The 19,501-nt window shown below is 65.9% G+C and carries 16 protein-coding genes; 6 read left to right on the top strand and 10 right to left on the bottom strand.

Translation table 11 applies throughout. From position 1 onward, the window contains the following. Positions 1-43 precede the first annotated feature (43 nt). From EOA23_RS07830 to EOA23_RS07805, 6 genes are all read right to left on the bottom strand, one after another. Positions 44-922, bottom strand: coding sequence for an SMP-30/gluconolactonase/LRE family protein (locus tag EOA23_RS07830; RefSeq protein WP_127303492.1), 879 nt, complete (start codon positions 920-922; stop codon positions 44-46). Beyond that, on the bottom strand, positions 919-1,554 hold the full coding sequence (locus EOA23_RS07825; RefSeq protein WP_127303491.1) for a 2-dehydro-3-deoxy-6-phosphogalactonate aldolase: 636 nt from the start codon (positions 1,552-1,554) through the stop codon (positions 919-921). The genes EOA23_RS07830 and EOA23_RS07825 overlap by 4 nt, the downstream gene beginning before the upstream one ends. Then, complete coding sequence (locus EOA23_RS07820; protein ID WP_127303490.1) at positions 1,554-2,486, bottom strand: 2-dehydro-3-deoxygalactonokinase; 933 nt, start codon at positions 2,484-2,486, stop codon at positions 1,554-1,556. The genes EOA23_RS07825 and EOA23_RS07820 overlap by 1 nt, the downstream gene beginning before the upstream one ends. Continuing rightward, entirely contained in the window at positions 2,483-3,250 is a 768-nt protein-coding gene (locus EOA23_RS07815; RefSeq protein WP_127303489.1) for an SDR family oxidoreductase, read from the bottom strand. The genes EOA23_RS07820 and EOA23_RS07815 overlap by 4 nt, the downstream gene beginning before the upstream one ends. A gap of 303 nt (positions 3,251-3,553) precedes the next feature. Beyond that, positions 3,554-4,903 carry an EAL domain-containing protein gene (locus EOA23_RS07810; protein ID WP_126064864.1) on the bottom strand — a complete coding sequence of 450 codons (1,350 nt, stop codon included), beginning with the start codon at positions 4,901-4,903 and terminating at the stop codon, positions 3,554-3,556. 265 nt (positions 4,904-5,168) lie between these two features. Further along, positions 5,169-6,968 carry a GtrA family protein gene (locus tag EOA23_RS07805; RefSeq protein ID WP_127303488.1) on the bottom strand — a complete coding sequence of 600 codons (1,800 nt, stop codon included), beginning with the start codon at positions 6,966-6,968 and terminating at the stop codon, positions 5,169-5,171. Positions 6,969-7,095: 127 nt separating this feature from the next. Between EOA23_RS07805 and EOA23_RS07800 the strand changes: the two genes are divergently transcribed. The 5 genes from EOA23_RS07800 (at position 7,096) to EOA23_RS07780 (ending at position 12,307) form a co-directional block, all read left to right on the top strand. Then, positions 7,096-8,100, top strand: coding sequence for a glycosyltransferase (locus EOA23_RS07800; protein ID WP_127303487.1), 1,005 nt, complete (start codon positions 7,096-7,098; stop codon positions 8,098-8,100). Positions 8,101-8,111: 11 nt separating this feature from the next. Then, a complete protein-coding gene (locus EOA23_RS07795) occupies positions 8,112-8,486 on the top strand; it encodes a GtrA family protein (RefSeq protein WP_127303486.1) in 375 nt (124 codons plus the stop codon). An 80-nt stretch (positions 8,487-8,566) separates the two neighbouring features. After that, positions 8,567-9,508, top strand: coding sequence for a glutathione synthase (gene gshB / locus EOA23_RS07790; RefSeq protein ID WP_127303485.1), 942 nt, complete (start codon positions 8,567-8,569; stop codon positions 9,506-9,508). Positions 9,509-9,699: 191 nt separating this feature from the next. After that, on the top strand, positions 9,700-10,680 hold the full coding sequence (locus EOA23_RS07785) for a glycosyltransferase family 8 protein (RefSeq protein ID WP_189341541.1): 981 nt from the start codon (positions 9,700-9,702) through the stop codon (positions 10,678-10,680). A 97-nt stretch (positions 10,681-10,777) separates the two neighbouring features. Next, on the top strand, positions 10,778-12,307 hold the full coding sequence (locus tag EOA23_RS07780; RefSeq protein WP_042647321.1) for a YifB family Mg chelatase-like AAA ATPase: 1,530 nt from the start codon (positions 10,778-10,780) through the stop codon (positions 12,305-12,307). Positions 12,308-12,359: 52 nt separating this feature from the next. Here the strand turns inward: EOA23_RS07780 and EOA23_RS07775 are convergent, their stop codons facing one another. Further along, on the bottom strand, positions 12,360-12,947 hold the full coding sequence (locus tag EOA23_RS07775; RefSeq protein ID WP_126064865.1) for a TetR/AcrR family transcriptional regulator: 588 nt from the start codon (positions 12,945-12,947) through the stop codon (positions 12,360-12,362). A gap of 155 nt (positions 12,948-13,102) precedes the next feature. Next, positions 13,103-13,693, bottom strand: coding sequence for a DUF308 domain-containing protein (locus EOA23_RS07770; RefSeq protein WP_127303483.1), 591 nt, complete (start codon positions 13,691-13,693; stop codon positions 13,103-13,105). Between the two features lie 239 nt (positions 13,694-13,932). On the opposite strand from EOA23_RS07770, the gene EOA23_RS07765 reads away from it, so the two are divergent. Next, positions 13,933-14,373, top strand: a complete 441-nt coding sequence (locus EOA23_RS07765; protein ID WP_127303482.1) for a GNAT family N-acetyltransferase — start codon at positions 13,933-13,935, stop codon at positions 14,371-14,373. Between the two features lie 381 nt (positions 14,374-14,754). Here the strand turns inward: EOA23_RS07765 and EOA23_RS07760 are convergent, their stop codons facing one another. Next, positions 14,755-16,920: a malate synthase G gene (locus EOA23_RS07760; protein ID WP_127303481.1), complete on the bottom strand. Its 2,166-nt coding sequence runs from the start codon at positions 16,918-16,920 to the stop codon at positions 14,755-14,757. Positions 16,921-17,171: 251 nt separating this feature from the next. Further along, on the bottom strand, positions 17,172-19,193 hold the full coding sequence (locus EOA23_RS07755; RefSeq protein ID WP_127303480.1) for a hydantoinase/oxoprolinase family protein: 2,022 nt from the start codon (positions 19,191-19,193) through the stop codon (positions 17,172-17,174). Between the last annotated feature and the right edge of the window lie 308 nt (positions 19,194-19,501).

Below are 19,501 nucleotides of genomic sequence, written 5' to 3'. Positions count from 1 at the left end.
AACCGACCGGACTAAGGCGATTGCCCGATAGTGTTCAACCGCCTTATGCGATCAGCACGCGCGGCTCGAAGCGGCCGTTGACCGGGATATCGAGCAGGAAGGTCATGCCGGCTTGCGGATCGAGAGCGCGCTGTTTTTCGTCCTTGCCGCTCCAGGCCGAGGTCACGGCGAGGCGATCGGCTTTCGCGCCGACAAAGGCGGGGCAGGAAGCCTGCGTCACCGGCATGGCGATCTCGCGCAGCAGCGTGCCGTCCGGCGTATAGGCCTTCACCGCGCTGCCGCCCCAGACGGCGTTCCACAGCACGCCGTCGCGGTCGACGACCGAGCCGTCGATATAGCCTTTCGAGGAGCGATGATCGACGAACACTTTCACTTCGCCGGCCGGCAGACCTGTCGCCGGATCGCAGGCGACGCGCATCAGCAGCCCGGTCGCGGTGTCGGTGTAGTAGGCGATCGTGCCGTCCTGTGAAAAACAGATCGAGTTCGAGACGGTGATGCCGGAAAACAGCCGGCGCAATTCGCCCTTGAGGAACCAGTAGATCGAGCCCGCGCCCTTCTCCTCGCCCTTGCCCATCGTGCCTGTCCACAGCGCGCCGCAGGGATGGACGCGGGAATCGTTGGAGCGCGTCACCGAATTATCGGCTTCGATCGGCGTGTGCAGCGTCAGCCTGCCGGTTTTCACGTCCCGGACCTGCAGGCCGATCTCGGTGGCGATGAGCTGGCGGTCGGCGTCGATGACGGCGATGGCGCTGGCCATGACGCCGAGGTCATGCACCTTCAGCGCGCCGGCGAGCGGCTTTTCCAGAAGCTTGCCGTTGACGATGTCGAACCAGAACAGCGTGTCGGTCGCGGGATCGTAGCTCGGGCCTTCGCCGAGCTCGCAGATGTGGTCGGAAAAAACCGAAATGCCGTCCATTGTCATTCTCCGAAAGCTTCATCCCAGGCGGCGACCGCGGCGCTGGCGCGCCGCGCCACGTCCTCGACCGTCGCGCCCGGCTTGTAGAGGCTGGACCCCAGGCCGAAGACGCTGACGCCGACCGCCTTGTAGCCGGCAAAGTCCTTATCCGAGACGCCGCCCACGGCGCCGATCAGCGTCGTTGCCGGCAGCACAGCGCGGATCGCCGCGATGCCGCTCGCTCCAAGCACGCTTGCCGGGAAGAATTTCAGCGCTGAGGCGCCGAGCCGGATCGCCTGGAAGGCTTCCGTGGGCGTGAACACGCCAGGCATTGTCACCATGCCATGATGCATGGCGCGGCCCATGACCTCGGCATCGATGTTGGGACTGACGAGCAGGCGACCGCCGGCCTTGTGCAAGGCGTCGACGTCCGCCGCCGTCAGCACAGTGCCGGCGCCGATCAGCGCGCTTTGCGGCAGCGCCTTGACCAGATCGGCGATGGAGACGAACGGGTCCGGCGAATTGAGCGGCACTTCGATCGCCTCGATGCCGGCGTCGTGGATCGCCTTGCCGATCGCCACCGCCTCGGACGGCTTCAAGCCGCGCAGGATGGCGACAAGGCCGCGCCTGAGCTTCGGGAAAGATGCGGTCTGGCCCATCAAGCGCCTCCAATCATGCCGTTCTCGCGCGCGGCCTCGACAAGGCCGGCACGCACCGCTTCATCAGCGTCCGCGCTGAGGAAGGCAAGGCCGGCAAAGCCGAGCGCCGTGCCATAAAGCGTGGCCAGCGCGCCCGAGGCGACCAGCACCACCGGCTCTTCGCCGGCGCCATAGCGGCGCCTCGCCGAGGCGATCTCGCCGCCGATCAACAGTCCGGACAGGCAGGCCGCCGCGTCGGCGGGCTGCAGGTCCTGCAGAAGCCCAGCGGCGCGGATGGCGAACAGCTTCGAGGTCACGTCGCCGCCCTCGCCCAGGACCCGCTCGCACCATTGCCGGAAGAACGGACTGCCTGCTGCGACCGGCGCGGGGTGCTCGCCGAGCGAATGTTTCAGGATCGAGTGCGTGGCCAGGACGGAGAACAATTCGCCGGTCGGCCAGGTGCCGAAACCTTCGACGGCACCGTCCTGGACCGAAACCCATTTCGAATGGGTGCCCGGCATGCAGACGAGATGGCGCCCCTTTGCCGGCAAACCGGCGCCGGCAAGCTGGGTCTCCTCGCCCCGCATGACATCCGGCGCGTCGGCCAGCCGCTGTGCGAGACCGGGCACGATGCGGATGTCGCGGCGCGAGCCCTCGATGCGGGCGGCGCCGCGCAGGATCGCGCCGATCGGCGCCGGCACGGTGACATAGGGCGCCTCGATCCAGCCCTGCCGGGAGCCGGCCATGCCGCAGATGATGACCGGCAGCGCCTCCGGCGCGCCCATGGCTGCCAGATGGCCTTCCAGCACCTTGGCAAAACCTTTTTCGCGAGCGGTGATCAGGCCGTCGTCGCGGCGCCGCTCGGCAAGCACGTTGCCGGTATTGTCGAGCAGCCAGGCCCGCAGCCTGGTCGTGCCCCAGTCGAGCGCGGCAACCGCCGGTGCCGAACTCACAGGAAGCCTCCGTCGACGATCAGCATCTGGGCGGTCAGCATGCGCGAGGCGTCGGATGCCAGGAACAGCACCGTGCCCACCATGTCGTCGGGCTGCATCACGTCCTTGATGCACTGCTTGGCGACATGGGCGGCGAGCCCCGCGTCGGTGACCCAGAGCTCGCGCTGGCGTTCGGTGATGACCCAGCCTGGCGCCACCGCGTTGACGCGGATGCGGTCGGCGCCGAGCTTGCCGGCGAGGCCTTTGGTCAGGCCGAGTATGCCTGCCTTGGCTGCTGTGTAGGCCGGCATATCGGGATGGTTGATCAGATAGGAGGTGGAGGTGAAGTTGATGATCGAGCCGCCGCCCGCGCGTTTCATGCCGGGCGCCACGGCCTGCGCGGTGAAGAAATGCGGCCGCAGGTTGATGGCGAGATTGTTGTCCCAGAACTCGACCGTGACGTCTTCCACGGCGTGGCGATCGTCGAGCGCGGCGTTGTTGACCAAAACGGTGACATCGCCATGCGCTTCGGCCGCCTTGGCCGCGGCGGCGCGCAGCGCCTCGATGTCGCGCAGGTCGGCCTTGAGATAGAGCGGGCGGCGGCCGAGCTCGTTCTCCAGCCGGTCGGCCAGGGCCGTGCTTGACCTCTCGGCGATGTCGATGAAGGCGACTTTCGCGTTCTGCCGCATGAAACCTTCGGTTAGCGCCGCGCCGATGCCGGAGCCGCCGCCGGTAATCAGCACCGAAGCGCCGTCCAGGTCGGCAAAGCGTGCCGATGGCATCATGATTTCTTCTCCCTTTGGCCGGCGCGCATCCTAGCCACGCCGGGCTGGGGGGCAAGGGTGAAAAGGCGGATTTCCGGCCAAATATCAGACAAATGATCGGCGCCCCGGCAAAGCGGGGACCGCCGGTCTTGGAGGCAGTCGAAAAGCTCCAGAGCGTTTCACCGTTTCAAGGAAGCAGTGAAATGTCTTGGTAGAAGATTTTCTGTTCATTTCGGTGAAACCAGCGCAAACGCTGGAGATTGACCGAAGCCGCCAGCCAAGGCAACAGAGCCGACCGGTCAAAATCCCTGTGCTGGGACCTTGTCAGATCGCCTTGGCATGCAGCGCGCCGCGATAGGAATCGCGCAGATAGCCGAGCGTGGCGTCGGCGTCGGCCGGCTTGCCGAACAGATAGCCCTGGCCGCCGGCGCAGCCGAACTGGACGAGGCGATCGGCCTGCGCCTCGTCCTCGATGCCTTCGGCGACGACATCCATGCCGAGCCCCTCGCACATGGCCAGGATGGCACGGATGATGTGCTCCGAGGGCCGGTCGTCGAGAATGGAGGAGACGAAGGCGCGGTCGATCTTGAGCTTATCGAAATGGAACTCGCGCAGGCGGCCGAGCGAGGACTGGCCGGTGCCGAAATCGTCGAGCGAGACGCGGATGCCGACGCGGCGCAGGTCCTCGACGATCTTCTCGGCCGAGGCCGGATCGTTCATCAGGCCGGTCTCGGTGATCTCGATCTCCAGGCGGCGCGGATCGAAGCCGGTGCGCTCGAGGATGGCCAAGATGTGCAGGCCGGTGTTCTGATCGACGAGCTGCGAGGGCGACAGGTTGAAGGACAGGAACAGATCCTTCGGCCAGCTGCGCGCCGCTTCCGTCGCCTTGCGCAACACCAGCTGCGACAGCGGGCCGATGATGCCGCGTTCCTCGGCGATCGGGATGAAGACGGATGGCGGCACGACGCCGAGGTCGCGGTCGGTCCAGCGCGCCAGGGTCTCGAAGCCGATGGTGCGGCGGCTGTTCAGGTCGACGATGGGCTGGAAATGCGGCTCGACCTCGCCGGCCGAGACGGCGCGGCGCAGCGCCTGCTCGATGCGAGTGACGCGCTTGGCCGCCTCCTCCATCTCGCGTGTGTAGACGACGACGCGGCCGCGGCCCGAGCGCTTGGCGTGATAAAGCGCGGTCTCGGCCTTGTTGATCAGGATCTCGGTGGTCTCGTCGCCGGAATAGAACAGCGAGCAGCCGACCGAGGCCGAGAGCCTCGCGGTGCGCTCGCCGACGTCATAGGGCGCCGACAGGATCTCGATCAGCATGCGGGACTTCTCGGCCGCCTGCTCCTCGGAGAACACCATGGGGTAGAGATAGGCAAACTCATCGGCGCCGATGCGGCAGACGGTGGAATAGCCGTCCATCGAGGCGCGCAGGCGCATCGCCACCTGGATCAGGATGTCGTCGCCGGCCTTGTGGCCGAACAGGTCGTTGATCGGCTTGAAGCCGTCGAGGTCGAGGATGCCGACGGTGAAGGGCGCGGGATCGTCGGCGCGGTCGCTGATCAGCCGATCGACCTTATCGAAGAAGCGACGATGGTTGCCGAGCCCGGTCAACGAATCCGTGAGGGCCAGATCCGTGTTTTCCCTGCCTGGCTGACCGGTGCCAAACGCCGTTTGCATCATGCCTCTGTTCTTATGTCAGTATTTTCAGTCACACTGGCAGCAAAGCGTTTAGGAAAAGTATCGGAAAATCGATTTTCTCTCGCCGGAGAGTTACAGGAGTCGCCGGCGCTTGTTCAGCTTTGCGCAGCGAAGGCTAGCCCAGCCCGAATATTCGTTTATGCGTAACTTCTAATGTAAATATCGAACGATCTTTTTCAGGTGCGCAGCTGCCGTTCGAGCAAGTGCCGAGGAAAAGCCGTTTCGCACTTTTCGGCGCATTGCGTCAGCCCGCTTGCCTGACGCGATAGATCTCGATCGGGCCGTCCTTGGTTCCGCTGACCGGCTCGAGCCAGTCCGGCACGCTGCCGCGCAGCAGCCCGGCCAGGAAGCCCTGCGGCGCCTTTTGGGTCAGGGTCCGGCTCTCGCCATTGCCGGGGCAGATGGCGACGAGGCCGACACGATGCGCCTCGACGATCCGCCGCGTGTCATCGGCCGAGCCGAGAAAGGCATCCAGCGCCAGGAGATTGCCGGCGACATTGCGATGATAGGGACCAGCGAAGACCTTGTGGCCGCTATAGACGAGGATCGGCGCGCCGAGATTGGAGATCGCAAGCACGGTGGTGCCGGTCATGCCGCCAAGCGGGGCGAAGGTCGCCTTCTTCTCGCAGGCCTTGTCCGTCGTGCCACGGTCGGCGACAGCCGGGCCTTTTTCGAACGCTACCGAGGCGGCGGCGGCAACGCCGGTCCAGACAGGGTTGATCGAGACCAGCCAGACGGCCGCGAGGCGCAGCGCCACGCCGGGCGAAGAGCCGGCTTCGGCCCGCGCCCGCCATTTGGCGATCCAGGCCGACAGCGGAATGACCGCGAAGGCGATCGAAAAGGTGGTGCCACGCAGCTGCCAGGCGCCGACCACAAAGGAGACGGCGAGCAGCGCCGTGACGAGGCCGTCCTGCCGCCGCCAGCCGCCGCGCCGCAAACGCAGCGCCATCAGGATGATCGCGAGCAGCGGCGTCGCATAACGCGCCGCAACGCGCGCCGGATCGTGGGCGAGCAGCGTGAACAGCGACTGGGCCTCGTCGATATGGTCGAGCCACAGTTCCTTCAGGCGCGGGTCGAGATTGGCATAGGGCGCCGAGAGGCATTGCGGGAACAGCGCCGCCACGACCGCGCCGAGGACGACGCCCAGCGCGGCAAGCAACGCCAGCCTGCGCTGCCGGCTGCCGGCGGCGGGCTCGACCAAGGCGATCGCCGCCAGCCCGACGCCGGCGATGGCGGCGACGACGAACTGCGCGACGGAGAAGGCATCGCACTCAGCCACGCCCCAGGCGGGGGGCGGGATGGTGGCGACGAAGACAAGCGCCGCGACGCCAGCGAAGCCGAAGCCAAAATCGCGGGCGATTGTCCGCTCGCCGCTCGGGTTGGCGACGAACAGCAGCGACACGCAGACGCCGATGGTGGCGACATAGGGCACGGTTTCCATGCCGACGGCGAGCGTCAGCGCCGCGCAGAGGCCGGACAACAGCGCGGCCCAGTGCCGGGCAGGCGCCTCGAGCAGCAAAGCGAGGCTCGCCATGGTGAGCATCAGCTGGACGTTGTGGTGATCGAGCGCGCCGGGGTCGTAGATGCCGAGGAAATAGTAGCCGGCGCCGCCGACCAGGATGGCGGGCAGCACCGCGCCGGCGCCGCCGAAGCCGCGTGCGGCGCGAGCGGTGAAGAACAGGGTCGACCAGAAGAGCAGCGCCGGCCACAGCACCTGCGCCACGTCCTCGGCAAGCGGCCTGCTGCCGGTGAGCGCCGAGGCGGCAAGCACGATCGCGGCGATCGGCGCATCCACCAGCCTGGACCAGTGCATGACGAAGCCGCCTTCCAGCCCCATGCGATACTGGTGCAGGTCGAACCAGCCCTGACCGGCAAGCAAGTCGCGGACCTCGACGAGGCGCAGCAGATTGTCGTTGTCGCCGCCCGCATCGGTCAGTTGGCCAAAGCCGGTCCACGCGTCGACGGCGAGCGCGAGCAAGGCGGCAAGCAGCGCCAGCAAGAGGTCGGATTTCCACGCGGCGGCGCCGTTCTCGGCTGTGCCCATTGCCGTGACCTTTGACGGGAGAGGATTTGGTTTAAACCTAGCCTTAACGGCTTCAATAAATAGTAAAACGGCTCGACGGGACCGGCATCAGGCCGACCGGAGGCTGGTCGGGCGTCCGGAGACAGACATGCCGCATGCAGTCCGCCACGAGCCGGTCATCGCCGTGCTCCTGCCTTGCTACAATGAGGAGCTCACCATCGGCGAGGTCGTGCGGCGCTTCCGCGAGACCCTGCCGTCGGCCGCGATCTATGTCTACGACAACAATTCCAAGGACCTCACGGCGCTGAAGGCCCGCGCCGCCGGCGCGATCGTCGTGCGCGAGCCGCGCCAGGGCAAAGGCAATGTGGTGCGGCGCATGTTCGCCGACATCGATGCCGACATCTATGTGATGGCCGACGGCGACGGCACCTATGCGCCGGAGGACGCGCCGCAGCTCATCAACGTGCTGCAGACCGAGCGCTCGGACATGGTGGTGGGCACCAGGCGCGGCGTGACCGACGATGCCGGCCGCAACGGCCACGCCTTCGGCAACCGCATCTTCAACCGGCTCTACAAGGGCCTGTTCGGGACCGATTTCACCGACATCTTCTCCGGCTACCGGGTGTTTTCGCGCCGCTTCGTCAAGAGCTTCCCGGCCGTCTCCGGCGGCTTCGAGATCGAGACCGAGATGTCGGTGCATGCCTCGCAGCTCAAGCTGCCGGTGAGCGAGATGGCGCTCGACTACGGCCGCCGCCCGGAGGGCTCGTCGTCGAAACTGTCGACCTTCCGCGACGGCGCCAGGATCCTGTGGATGTTCGCCATGCTGGTGAAGGAGACGCAGCCGCTGCGCTTCTTCGGCACCTTCGCGCTGTTCTTCCTGGCGGCGAGCCTCGGCCTGATGATCCCGGTGGTCATCGAATTCGCCGAGACGGGGCTCGTGCCGCGCATGCCGACATGGGTGCTGTCGATCGGCATGCTGCTTCTGGCCATGCTCTCGATGATGACCGGGCTGATCCTCGATTCGGTGTCGCGCGGCCGCGCCGAGCAGAAGCGCATCTTCTATCTGTCGATCTCCTCAGGCCGGGCAGAGCGCGGGGTACCGGCGCAGGCCTCGCCGAAAAGCGAGCCGGGCAAGGCCCCAAGGGCGGCATAGGGGGCGGCATAGTGGGCCGCCTCTTCCGCTTCACTCTCGCCGGCGGCATCGGCTTCCTTGCCGACGCGGCGGCGCTCTGGCTGTTGCTTGCCACGACGCCGCTCGGGCCGCTTTCGGCGCGCGTGCTGTCGATCGGCTTCGCGCTCTGCGTCACCTGGCAAATCAACCGCCATATGACCTTCGCGCCGTCGAGCCGGAGCATGGCTGAGGAAGGCGCCCGCTATGGCGGCGTCGGCATCGCCACCAGCATCGTCAATTACCTGGTCTACTGCGCCGTCCTGCTCGCGCTGCCGGCCCTGCCGCCGCTCGCAGCGCTCGCCATCGCCTCGATCGTCGCCATGACGCTGTCCTTCCTGGGCTATTCCAGGCTGGTCTTCGACCGGTAAGCGTCTGCACCAAGCGAGCACGATTGGCAGGAGCCGCCGATTTCCCTATATCGACGGCTGAGTTTCCCCGGAGAGGAAAAATGCCGCTCAAGATCGCCGTCCAGATGGACCATGTCTCCACCGTGTCGATCGCCGGCGACACCAGCTTCGCGTTGTCGCTGGAGGCGCAGCGGCGCGGCCACAAGCTCTTCCATTACACGCCCGACCGGCTGTCGATGCAGGACGGCAAGGTGTTCGCTCGCATTGAGGAGATGCAGGTGCGCGACGAGAAGGGCAACCACTACTCGCTGGGCGAGAAGGCGCGTACCGATCTCTCCGAGATGGACGTGGTGTTGCTCCGTCAGGATCCGCCCTTCGACATGAACTACATCACCACCACGCATATATTGGAGCGCATTCACCCGAAGACGCTGGTGGTCAACGACCCGGCTTGGGTGCGCAACAGCCCGGAAAAGATCTTCGTCACCGAATTCCCGGACCTGATGCCGGAAACGCTAATCACCAAGGATCCTCAGGAAGTCGCCGCCTTCCGCAAGGAATTCGGCGACATCATCGTCAAGCCGCTCTACGGCAATGGCGGCGCCGGCATCTTCCACCTGCACGAGGCCGACCGCAACCTCGCCTCGCTGCTCGAGATGTTCGGCCAGCTGTTCCGCGAACCTTATATCGTGCAGCGCTACCTCAAGGACGTGCGCAAGGGCGACAAGCGCATCATCCTGATCGACGGCGAGCCGGTCGGCGCCATCAACCGCGTGCCGGCCGAGCACGATTCCCGCTCCAACATGCATGTCGGGGGCCGCGCCGAGAAGACGGAGCTGACGGAGCGCGAGCGCGAGATCTGCGCCCGCATCGGGCCTTCCCTGAAAGAACGCGGCTTCATCCTGGTCGGCATCGACGTGATCGGCGACTACATGACCGAGATCAACGTCACCTCGCCGACCGGCATCCGCGAGGTCAAGCGCTTTGGCGGGGCGGATATCGCGGCCCTGTTCTGGGATTGCGTGGAGGGGAAGCGGGGGTAATTCTCTTCACGATGCAGGCGGCGTTCCATCGGGCCCGTGTGTCGCCGAACAAGGTAACGGGGCTTCCGCCTGCAGTGGACGACGAGCTATTTTGGGGGGCAAGATGCCAATGTGCTGCCTATGACCGGAGATGCTACCGCGCTATACCCACAGCTGGGCCTTGCTCCCCGTTTTCCAAGGCTCGCAATTTCATGGTAATTGTTACCGCAAGCGACAATAACTTTGTGCCCGGGCTTTTTCTATTCATCTTTTCTGCCTGGCTTCATAATCGCGAGGCGAAATTCGTCGTCATCGACGCAGGAATAGAGCCTGCGAGCGTGATGGAGCTTCGCCGTTTTCGCGACCGAAACGGAATTGACTGTCAGTTGGTCCAAGCGGACGGCAAGCGGATTTCCGATCTGCCGACAAGAGGCAAGCTGCTGACGACGGCCGCATATGCCCGAATACTCATTCCCGAGATATTGCCTGATTGCGACAAGGCCATCTATTTGGATGCGGATACGCTGGTGGTGTCCGATCTCGGTGCCCTCTGGTTGGCGGACCTGGGCGACAATTTGGTCGCCGGCGTGGTTGACGGTTTCGTCGAGCAGGAGGAACTCGACGACATCGAAATGTCCCGGAATGAATATATCAATTCCGGCGTTCTGGTGATGAATCTCGTCGCCTGGCGCAGGGAAGGCATTGCGGACAGGGTCTTTGCAACGGTTCGTGAAACCGCCAAGTCGCGATACCTCGACCAGACGGCCTTGAACACGGTGGTGCGCGGACGAGTTCTCTTCCTCGGCAGGGAATGGAATTTCTTTTCAGAGCGCCATGTGGAAATCGAACGGCGACTTCCAAAGGTGATCCACTATGCAGGATCGGCCAAGCCCTGGCGCTACAGGCGCGTGCCTTTTGCCGATGTTTTCAATTTCTACAGAACCCTGTCGGGTTTGGACATCCCGGAGGGGACGCTGCTTTTGAAATCGGCTCGTAGGCGCAAGATGATCCTTGGCCTTATCGGGCTGCGCAGAAAATACTGGTCCTCCGCCCTGGCGACTTACTACTACCGCCGTCGATTTACCAAGCCACATCTGCGAAGCCTGGGTAAGATGTTCTCGAAGGTTCCGTTGCCGCCGCAGCATTCGACTGCCGTGCGGGAACGAGACGCGCAGTTGCCGACGTTCTCGTAATGTTCTTGCCCAAAGCGAAAATCTGTGGTTGTCTAGCCTGATTTCACTCGCGGCCTGATCGCAAGGTCATGCGAGCTGGTATCCGGGGGCTTAAAAAATGGTGGCGCGGGTTCGCACGGTGGCTTTCCAGGGTATCGAGGCCTTGCCCGTCGATGTCCAGGTGATGGTCGGGCCGGGCAAGGTCGGCATGCAGATCGTCGGCCTGCCGGACAAGGCGGTGGCCGAGAGCCGCGAACGCGTGCAGGCGGCGCTGCATGCATCCGGCCTGTCGATGCCGTCGAAGAAGGTGACGGTGAACCTCGCGCCGGCGGATCTGCCCAAGGAAGGCAGCCATTACGACCTGCCGATCGCGCTCGGCCTGATGGCGGCGCTGGGCGCCATCCCTGGCGACATGCTCACCGGCTATGTGGTGCTGGGCGAATTGTCGCTCGACGGCACGATCGCCGGCGTGGCCGGCGCGCTGCCGGCGGCGATCGGCGCCAATGCCGAAGGCAAGGGGCTGATCTGCCCCTTCGCCTGCGGACCGGAGGCGGCCTGGGCCGGCAAGGATTTCGATATCCTGGCGCCGCGCAGCCTGATCGCCGTTGCCAACCATTTTCGCGGCACGCAGGTGCTGTCGCGGCCCGAAGCCGGCATCCAGCTTGCGGCGCGCGACCTGCCGGACCTCGCCGACATCAAGGGGCAGGAGAGCGCCAAACGGGCGGTCGAAGTGGCTGCCGCCGGCGGGCACAACCTCTTGATGGTCGGGCCGCCCGGCTCAGGCAAGTCGATGCTGGCGCAAAGGCTGCCCTCGATCCTGCCGCCGCTGGCGCCGAAGGAACTGCTCGAAGTCTCGATGATCGCGTCGGTCGCCGGCGAGCTCGGCGAGGGCAAGCTGACCGACCGGCGGCCGTTCCGCGCGCCGCATCACTCCGCCTCGATGGCGGCGATGGTGGGCGGCGGGCTGCGCGCCCGCCCCGGCGAGGTGTCGCTCGCCCATCACGGCGTGCTGTTCCTCGACGAGCTGCCGGAGTTCACACCGCAGACGCTGGATGCCCTGCGCCAGCCGCTGGAGACCGGCGACTGCATGATCGCGCGTGCCAACCACCGCGTCACCTATCCGGCGCGCATCCAGCTGGTGGCGGCGATGAACCCGTGCCGCTGCGGCATGTCGGGCGAGCCCGGCTATCGCTGCCTGCGCGGCGACCGCTGCCGCACCGAATACCAGGCGCGCATTTCCGGCCCGCTGCTCGACCGCATCGACCTTCGGATCGAAGTGCCGGCGGTCTCAGCCAGCGACCTGATCCGGCCGGACAAGGCCGAGACAAGCGCTGCGGTGGCGCAGCGCGTGGCGCGTGCGCGGGCCATGCAGCGCGAGCGGCTGGAAAGGCTGGGCGCCGGCGCCACCACCAACGCACATTGCCCGCCTTCGATCATCGAGGAGATCGCCAAGCCCGATGCCGCCGGACTGACGCTGCTCAAGGACGCCAGCGAGAAGCTCGGCTTTTCGGCGCGGGCCTATCACCGCGTGCTCAAGGTGGCGCGCACGCTGGCCGACCTCGACGCCAGCGAGACCGTCGGCCGCATCCATCTCGCCGAAGCGATTTCCTATCGCATGAGCGCCGAGCGGATGGCACAGGCGGCGTAGTCAAGGAACTCGCAAGGAGGCCGAATCGGTTTCTTCGCTCCTGAGTTCCTCTTCAATCGGCCTCGGGGATCAGCTTCTGCAGCGTCGGCGCCAGGATCATGCCGAAGGTCAGGACATCGCCATAGGCACGGGCGGAAAGCATCGCTCCGTGCACGGTTGCCATGAAGGCCTCGGCCTCGACGCGAGGCGCGGCGGCGATCGTCAATGTGCCTTGCCCGGCGCCGCGCTCGATCACGCCGGTCAGCCAGCCTGACAGAAACTGAAAATACGCGCGGACTTCCACAGCAACCTCCGGCGGCAGGGCGGGAAGCTCGCTGGCGAGCAGCGCGCAGACGCAAAACGGCCTGCTCGCGTCCTCGATGCACTGGGCCCAGAAGCCGGCATAGGTTCGCAGCAGCTCGGGCGGCTCAGGCACGTTGCGCTCAAGCTCCGTCATGCCCGTCACGGCATCCTCGAGGTAGCGCCTGACCAGGGTTTGCACGAGGTCGACCTTGCTCGGAAAATGATGGTGGATGCTCGCTTTGCGGATACCGACCACCTCGGCGATATCGGCGTAGCTGAAGCCGTTATAGCCGCCGGCGACGATGAAGCGTCGCGCGGCGGCCAGGATGTCATCGGCGGTGCTCGAGGGCCTGTCCATAGGCATGCCTAGAGCGTTTCACCGTTTCACGGAAACGGCGAAACGCCCTATCTCCTTGTTTTGACGCAATTCCTGCCGGAAGGCTACGGCGAAGACGCCGAGCCTAACCGCGCACACTTTTCCAGGAATTGCTCTAACCTCCGGCGGCAGAAATCTCAACGCGCGGCCTGCGGCGACTTGCGAAGGATCTCGCCGACCGACAGCCAGACGGCGGACACCAGGAAATAGAAGGCGCCGAAAGCGGCATAGGGCGCGACATTGGCGATGCCGATGGCTTCCGTGCCGCCCGCCATCTTAACGAAGAAGAGACCGGCCAGCGCCGACTGGGCGCCGCTCAGGATCATCGCCCACTGGGCGCCATTGGTCTTCCAGCGGCGAACCGCCGTCAGAAGCTGAAACGCGCCGGAGACCGCAGCCCAGACACCATAGACCGCGAGCACCGCGTTCATGCTGTGGCCAAGCGCGATGGCAACCGCAATCGCGGTGACGATGCTGACGACGAAGTTGAGGAGCTGGGACCCGTTGCGGCCGAGACCGCCACTGCGCTGCGCGTCGACATAGTTCGCAAGCGCGTCCCACAGGGGGTAGGCGACCAGCATGGCGGCGGCCAGCGGCGGCACCATCTTCGCGACGGTGAAGGCCGCCAGGACCCAGGCCGCCGATACGGCAAAGCGCAGATAATAATAGTTTTTCAGCCAGCCGTTTGAGGAGTTGGCGCGGCCTTGACCGCTCGTTTGTGCAGACATGATGTTAACTTTCCTTCGATTTTGATTTGCCTACCTACTAGAAGGTAGATATACATCCGTCAAGCGTTTGCGAGGTGGCCGCCTGGACGTTCACAACTCTTTGAACGCGCAATCGCGTCCGGAATTGTGCGTGGTATGGTGGAGCCGATCCGCGCGGGGCGAGGAATGATTTCAGTTCTGCCGGCGCGCAGCGCCGAAGATTTCGAGACACTGGCGGGGCTCTGCCGCAAGCTCGCGCAATGGGATGTCGACGCTTCGGCGCCGCATGGCGTCTCGGCTGCGGATGTGAGGGCTCTGTTCCATCCCAAACAAGCGGCCCGCAGCTGGCCGCGCAGTTCGGCGCGCAGGATGCGATGGCGTTCATCGCCAAATCCGGAGGCCTGCCGGCGGGCTGCCTCGCCTTCGACCGGTTCGGCGAGGGCATGGTGGAACTTCACAGGTTCTTCGTCGACGCCGCTGTCCGGGGGCAAGGCATAGGCCGCGCGCTGATGGGCGCGGTCCTGACGGAGATCGACAAAGACCCCGCCCGCACGGTGCTGATCCACACGACCTTCTACATGGAAAGCGCCATCGCCGTGTATGAGGCATTCGGCTTCACGCCCTGCGCGCCGTTTCGCGACACACTGGCGCATGTCAGGCACACGGACATGTTCCTGTCGCGGGCGAGCAAAGGCGCTTGACACGATATGCAAGGCGCTGGCCGGTCCGGTTACGGCGCTGGCCGAGGATCTTTGCAAGCTGCGGGCACGCTCGGGCTGAATTGAGGTTTTCAAAAAGAACCGCGATCAGCTCATGCCGCGTCCGGCGCTGTTAGCCAATCTTGGCAGAGGCCGGCGCCGCCCCTCATCTGCCTGCCGGCATCTTCTCCCCGTGAACGGGGAGAAGGGACTTGTCGCCGTCCCTTTCGCCAACTGTCAGCGCAGCAGAAGGGTCGCCAGCGTTACGCACAGCCTCTTTCTCCCCGTTCACGGGGAGAAATGCCCGGCAGGGCAATGAGGGGCAGCGCCGACGGATGAGAATGATCGCGCCGGTTTAACGCGTCCCTTCTTCAAGTGTTCCGTTCAGTCGCGCGCCTTCAACTCCAGCCGCCGCGCATGCAGCACCGGCTCGGTATAGCCGTTGGGCTGGCTCGCGCCCTTGAACACCAGATCGCACGCGGCCTGGAAGGCGATGGACTTGTCGAAATCCGGCGCCATCGGGCGGTAGAGCGGGTCGCCGGCATTCTGGCGGTCGACGATCGCCGCCATGCGCTGCAGCGAATCCCTGACCTGGATTTCCGAGCAGACCTTGTGGCGCAGCCAGTTGGCGATGTGCTGCGAGGAGATGCGCAGCGTGGCGCGGTCCTCCATCAGGCCGACATCGTTGATGTCGGGTACCTTCGAGCAGCCGACGCCCTGGTCGATCCAGCGCACGACGTAGCCCAGAATGCCTTGCGCGTTGTTGTCGAGCTCGCGCTGGATCTCGTCCGGCGTCCAGTTGGGCCGCACCGCCACCGGCACGGACAGAATATCGTCGAGCTTGGCCTTCGGCAGGCTCTTCAGCGCCGCCTGCACGGCATGCACATTGACCTTGTGATAGTGCGTGGCGTGCAGGGTCGCGGCCGTCGGCGAGGGCACCCAGGCGGTGTTGGCGCCGGCCTTGGGATGCGCGATCTTCTCAACCAGCATTGCCGCCATCAAATCGGGCATAGCCCACATGCCCTTGCCGATCTGGGCATGGCCAGCGAGCCCGCATTCGAGCCCCGTGTCGACATTCCGGGCCTCATAGGCGGAAATCCAGGCGGCCTGCTTCATGTCGCCCTTGCGGATCATCGGGCCGGCTTCCATCGAGGTGTGGATCTCGTCGCCGGTGCGGTCGAGGAAGCCGGTGTTGATGAACACCACGCGCTCCTTGGCCGCGCGGATCGCTTCCTTGAGGTTGACGGTGGTGCGCCGCTCCTCGTCCATGATGCCCATCTTGATGGTGTTCTTCGCCATGCCGAGCAGCGCCTCGACGCGGTCGAAGATTTCCACCGCGAAGGCGACCTCCTCCGGCCCGTGCATCTTGGGCTTCACCACATACATCGAGCCGGCGCGGGAATTGGCGCGGCGGCCGTTCTCGCCGACATCGTGCAGCGCGATCAGCGCGGTGATCGCGGCATCCATGATGCCTTCCGGCACCTCGTTTCCGTCGCGGTCGGTGATCGCCGGATTGGTCATCAGGTGGCCGACATTCCTGACCAGCATCAGCGAGCGTCCAGGCAAAAGCAGCTGGCCGCCATCAGGCGCGGTATAGCGGCGGTCCGAGTTGAGCTTGCGGACAAAGGTCTTGCCGCCCTTGGTGATCTCTTCCGAAAGGTCGCCTTTCATCAGGCCCAGCCAGTTGCGGTAGACGACGACCTTGTCCTCGGCATCCACGGCCGCGACTGAATCCTCGCAATCCTGGATAGTCGTCAAGGCCGATTCCAGGATGACGTCGGCGATGCCGGCCGGATCGGTCTTGCCGATCTGGTTGGCGTGGTCGATCACGATCTCGATGTGCAGGCCGTTCTTGACCAGAAGCACGGCTTCAGGGTTCTCGGCATCGCCGCGATAGCCGGCAAACTGCTTCGGGTCGGCGAGCGTGGTGGCGCCGGCGCCCTCGCCCGCTTTCAGCGCGCCATTCGCCACCGACAGCCCGTTGACGCCGGCCCATTTGCCCGTAGTCAGCGGCACGGACTGGTCGAGGAAATCCTTCGCCCAAGTAATGACTTTCGCGCCACGCGCGGGATTGAAACCCTTGCCCTTCTCGGCGCCGCCGGTCTCGGGAATGGCGTCGGTGCCGTAGAGCGCGTCATAGAGCGAGCCCCAGCGCGCATTGGCCGCATTGAGCGCATAGCGCGCATTCATCACCGGCACGACGAGCTGCGGCCCGGCGACGACGGCGATCTCGGGGTCGACATGCTCCGTCGAAACGCTGAACGCCGGGCCTTCCGGCACCAAATAGCCGATCTCCTTCAGGAAGCCCTTGTAAGCCTCCATGTCGATCGGCGCGCCGTTTTCGCGGTACCAGCCGTCGAGCTTCTCCTGCATGGCGTCGCGCTTGGCGAGCAGCGCCCGGTTCTTCGGCGCGAGATCGTGGACGATGGCGGAAAAGCCTTCCCAGAATTTTTCCGGATCGATGCCGGTGCCGGGCGTAGCTTCCTCGGCCACGAAGTCATGGAGCTCCCGGGCAATCCGCAACCCGGCGATCTCGATGCGGTCGGTCATCAGCACGTCTCCAGATAGGTAGCTTGCCGGGGCCTTTGGCATGTTTGGGGTTGCGGGGTCAATTCGGCTTAGGGTGAAGGGCGGCGCGGTTTCCCCTTCTCCCCTTGTGGGAGAAGGTGGATCGGCGCGCAAGCGCCGAGACGGATGAGGGGTGTTCCAGCGGACTGAGACGCTGGCTTTCCCTGGAGCACCCCTCATCCGTCGCCTTCGGCGACACCTTCTCCCCCAAAAGGGAGAAGGACGAGGTCGCGCTACACCGCAATCCGCGGCCGTCCCGACGCCACCGCCACCACATGCGCTTCGATGAACATGCGCTGGCCTTCGATGGTCGAGACCTTGAACTCGGTGGCGACGTCGATCTCGGCGCTGTCGGTGCCGGCGTCCCTCGCGCGCTGGGCGGCAATCGCCCGCACATCGGCTTCAGCCGCCGCGATCGCCTTTGCCTCCTCGGTGAAGTCGCGCACCGTCTGGCCGGAGGCGAGGCGGAACAGACCTTCCTTGGGCTGGCTGACGCGGGCCTCGGCCGAGACGCGCACCTGGCCGACCACGGCGCCAAGCGCGTTGGCGACGTCGGTGTCTTCCGGGACGATGCAGCCATTGCCGACCAGCACGGCCAAGCCGGCGTAATGCAGCGGCGCCGAAGCGCCCAGCCCGATGACCGGACGATCGAGCGCGACGGTGAAACGGGCGATGCCGGGGTGGCCATCGACCGCGCGCTGAACCAGCGCATGCGCGACGGTTGCGGCGCCGTCCAGGCCATCCTCGGCGAACGCGGTTTCGAGGATGTATTCGGCCGACCAACGGGTGAGCGTCGTCAGCACGCGCTCGGCCAGGGCTTCGGGTGTCGCCGCGATCGCCTGGCCGCGGCCGTCGCGGCGGCGCGAAAACAGCTCGGCGCCCAGGCGGGCAGTGGCGGCGTCCCAGTTCGACTGCTTGCCCAGCACATGGGCGGCGTCGGACGGCGTGAAGCCGCAGATATGCACCAGCCCGCGCGCGACCAGACGGTTCAGCGTGGCGTTCTGCGCGTTCGACGAGAGCAGCCGGTCGAGCGCAAGCGGGGTGCCGCCGATCATCTCGTAAAGCTTCGCTTCCGGCGCGGTCAGCCCCGCGGCGAGCCTGTCCGGCACGCCGGTGCGGACGGCGAAGCGCCCGTCCATGCGGCCGGGATTCGGCGCCCGCAGCTGCCGTTCCAGTTCGGCGGTGACCGCCTCGCCATGCACCATGCCGGCCAGCGCCAGCGGCACCAGGCGGCGCGGCCCGAGCAGGATTTTCGGGTCGAGCGCGCCGTCTTCCAACGTCACCTCGGAATCGCCGCCAAGGCCGAAGGTGCGCATGGCGACCGCTTCGACCATGGTGCGGAAGCCGCCGACAGTGGCGCCTTCCGGATCGAGGCGCGGGCGGCCGCCGTCGAGCACGGCGACGTCCGTGGTGGTGCCGCCGATATCCGACACCATGGCGTCGTCGAGCCCGGTCATGTGGCGGGCGCCGACAAGAGAGGCAGCCGGGCCCGAGAGGATCGTCTCGATAGGCCGCTGGCGGGCAAAGGCGGCCGAGACCAGCGCGCCGTCGCCGCGCACCACCATCAGGGGTGCCGCGATGCCGCGCTTGGCCAGAAACCCTTCGGTCGCCGCGACCAGCCGGTCGATCATCGAGATCAGGCGGGCGTTGAGCAGCGTGGTGAGCGCGCGGCGCGGGCCGCCGAGCTTGGCCGACAATTCATGGCTGGCTGTCACCGGCAAGCCGGTCTTCTCGCGGATCAGGTCGCGGGCCGCCAGCTCATGCGCCGGATTGCGGGTGGCGAAATAGGCGCAGACGGCGAAGCCCGAAACCGAGCCGCCCAATTCCGGCAGCGCCGCCTCGAGGCCGGAAAGGTCGAGCTTGGCGGCATTGCCGTGCACGTCGTGTCCGCCGGGGCAGAACACCACCGGGTCGGTGCCCAGCGCCGTCTTCAACCCGTCGCGGGCAAGGTCGGCCTCGGAAAAGCCGATCATCACCAGCGCCACGCGCCCGCCCTGGCCCTCGACCAGCGCGTTGGTGGCAAGCGTCGTGGACATCGAGACCAGCTTGATCGCGGCCGGATCGGTGGCGGATTGCTGAAGCACCGCGTCGACCGCGCCAGAAATGCCGACGGCGAGATCGTGACGCGTGGTCAGCGATTTGGCCTTGGCCAGAACCTTGCCCTTGGGTCCGCCCTCCTCCGACCACAGCACCGCATCGGTGTAGGTGCCGCCGGTGTCGATGCCGAGGAAGAGGGGGTGAGGCTTGGCGGTCATTTTTGCGGGCAGTCCGGGGTCGAGGGCTTGGTCGCGAAGCCCTTAGCCGATACGGGCTGCCGGATAAAGGTTGGAGGGATGGGCCAAGAAGTCAGGGCGCGTGGCGTATCTGCTGAGATGCCGGCGCGAGGCCCCCCTCTCTGGCCTGCCGGCCATCTCCCCCTCAAGGGGGGAGATTGGCAGTTCAGGCGCCTCGCTCCTTTCTACAACGCTGGCGATTGGCGAAAGCCGGCGTGACATCTGATCTCCCCCCTTGAGGGGGAGATGGCCGGCAGGGCAGAGAGGGGGGCCTCGCGCCAGCCTCCGTG

Origin of the sequence: Mesorhizobium sp. M2A.F.Ca.ET.042.01.1.1 (genome assembly GCF_003997405.1) — a bacterium.
In the GTDB taxonomy this organism is placed as follows: domain Bacteria; phylum Pseudomonadota; class Alphaproteobacteria; order Rhizobiales; family Rhizobiaceae; genus Mesorhizobium.
Note: the sequence above shows the minus strand (reverse complement) of the source record. Positions and strands in the feature narration are given on the sequence as shown.

Excerpts from the sequence above, each read along its gene's own strand:
- EOA23_RS07830 (WP_127303492.1), bottom strand. The coding sequence starts at position 922 with ATGACAATGGACGGCATTTCGGTTTTTTCCGACCACATCTGCGAGCTC.
- EOA23_RS07825 (WP_127303491.1), bottom strand. The coding sequence starts at position 1,554 with ATGGGCCAGACCGCATCTTTCCCGAAGCTCAGGCGCGGCCTTGTCGCC.
- EOA23_RS07815 (WP_127303489.1), bottom strand. The coding sequence starts at position 3,250 with ATGATGCCATCGGCACGCTTTGCCGACCTGGACGGCGCTTCGGTGCTG.
- EOA23_RS07810 (WP_126064864.1), bottom strand. The coding sequence starts at position 4,903 with ATGCAAACGGCGTTTGGCACCGGTCAGCCAGGCAGGGAAAACACGGAT.
- EOA23_RS07805 (WP_127303488.1), bottom strand. The coding sequence starts at position 6,968 with ATGGGCACAGCCGAGAACGGCGCCGCCGCGTGGAAATCCGACCTCTTG.
- EOA23_RS07800 (WP_127303487.1), top strand. The coding sequence starts at position 7,096 with ATGCCGCATGCAGTCCGCCACGAGCCGGTCATCGCCGTGCTCCTGCCT.
- gshB (WP_127303485.1), top strand. The coding sequence starts at position 8,567 with ATGCCGCTCAAGATCGCCGTCCAGATGGACCATGTCTCCACCGTGTCG.
- EOA23_RS07785 (WP_189341541.1), top strand. The coding sequence starts at position 9,700 with ATGGTAATTGTTACCGCAAGCGACAATAACTTTGTGCCCGGGCTTTTT.
- EOA23_RS07780 (WP_042647321.1), top strand. The coding sequence starts at position 10,778 with ATGGTGGCGCGGGTTCGCACGGTGGCTTTCCAGGGTATCGAGGCCTTG.
- EOA23_RS07775 (WP_126064865.1), bottom strand. The coding sequence starts at position 12,947 with ATGGACAGGCCCTCGAGCACCGCCGATGACATCCTGGCCGCCGCGCGA.
- EOA23_RS07770 (WP_127303483.1), bottom strand. The coding sequence starts at position 13,693 with ATGTCTGCACAAACGAGCGGTCAAGGCCGCGCCAACTCCTCAAACGGC.
- EOA23_RS07765 (WP_127303482.1), top strand. The coding sequence starts at position 13,933 with ATGGGATGTCGACGCTTCGGCGCCGCATGGCGTCTCGGCTGCGGATGT.
- EOA23_RS07760 (WP_127303481.1), bottom strand. The coding sequence starts at position 16,920 with ATGACCGACCGCATCGAGATCGCCGGGTTGCGGATTGCCCGGGAGCTC.
- EOA23_RS07755 (WP_127303480.1), bottom strand. The coding sequence starts at position 19,193 with ATGACCGCCAAGCCTCACCCCCTCTTCCTCGGCATCGACACCGGCGGC.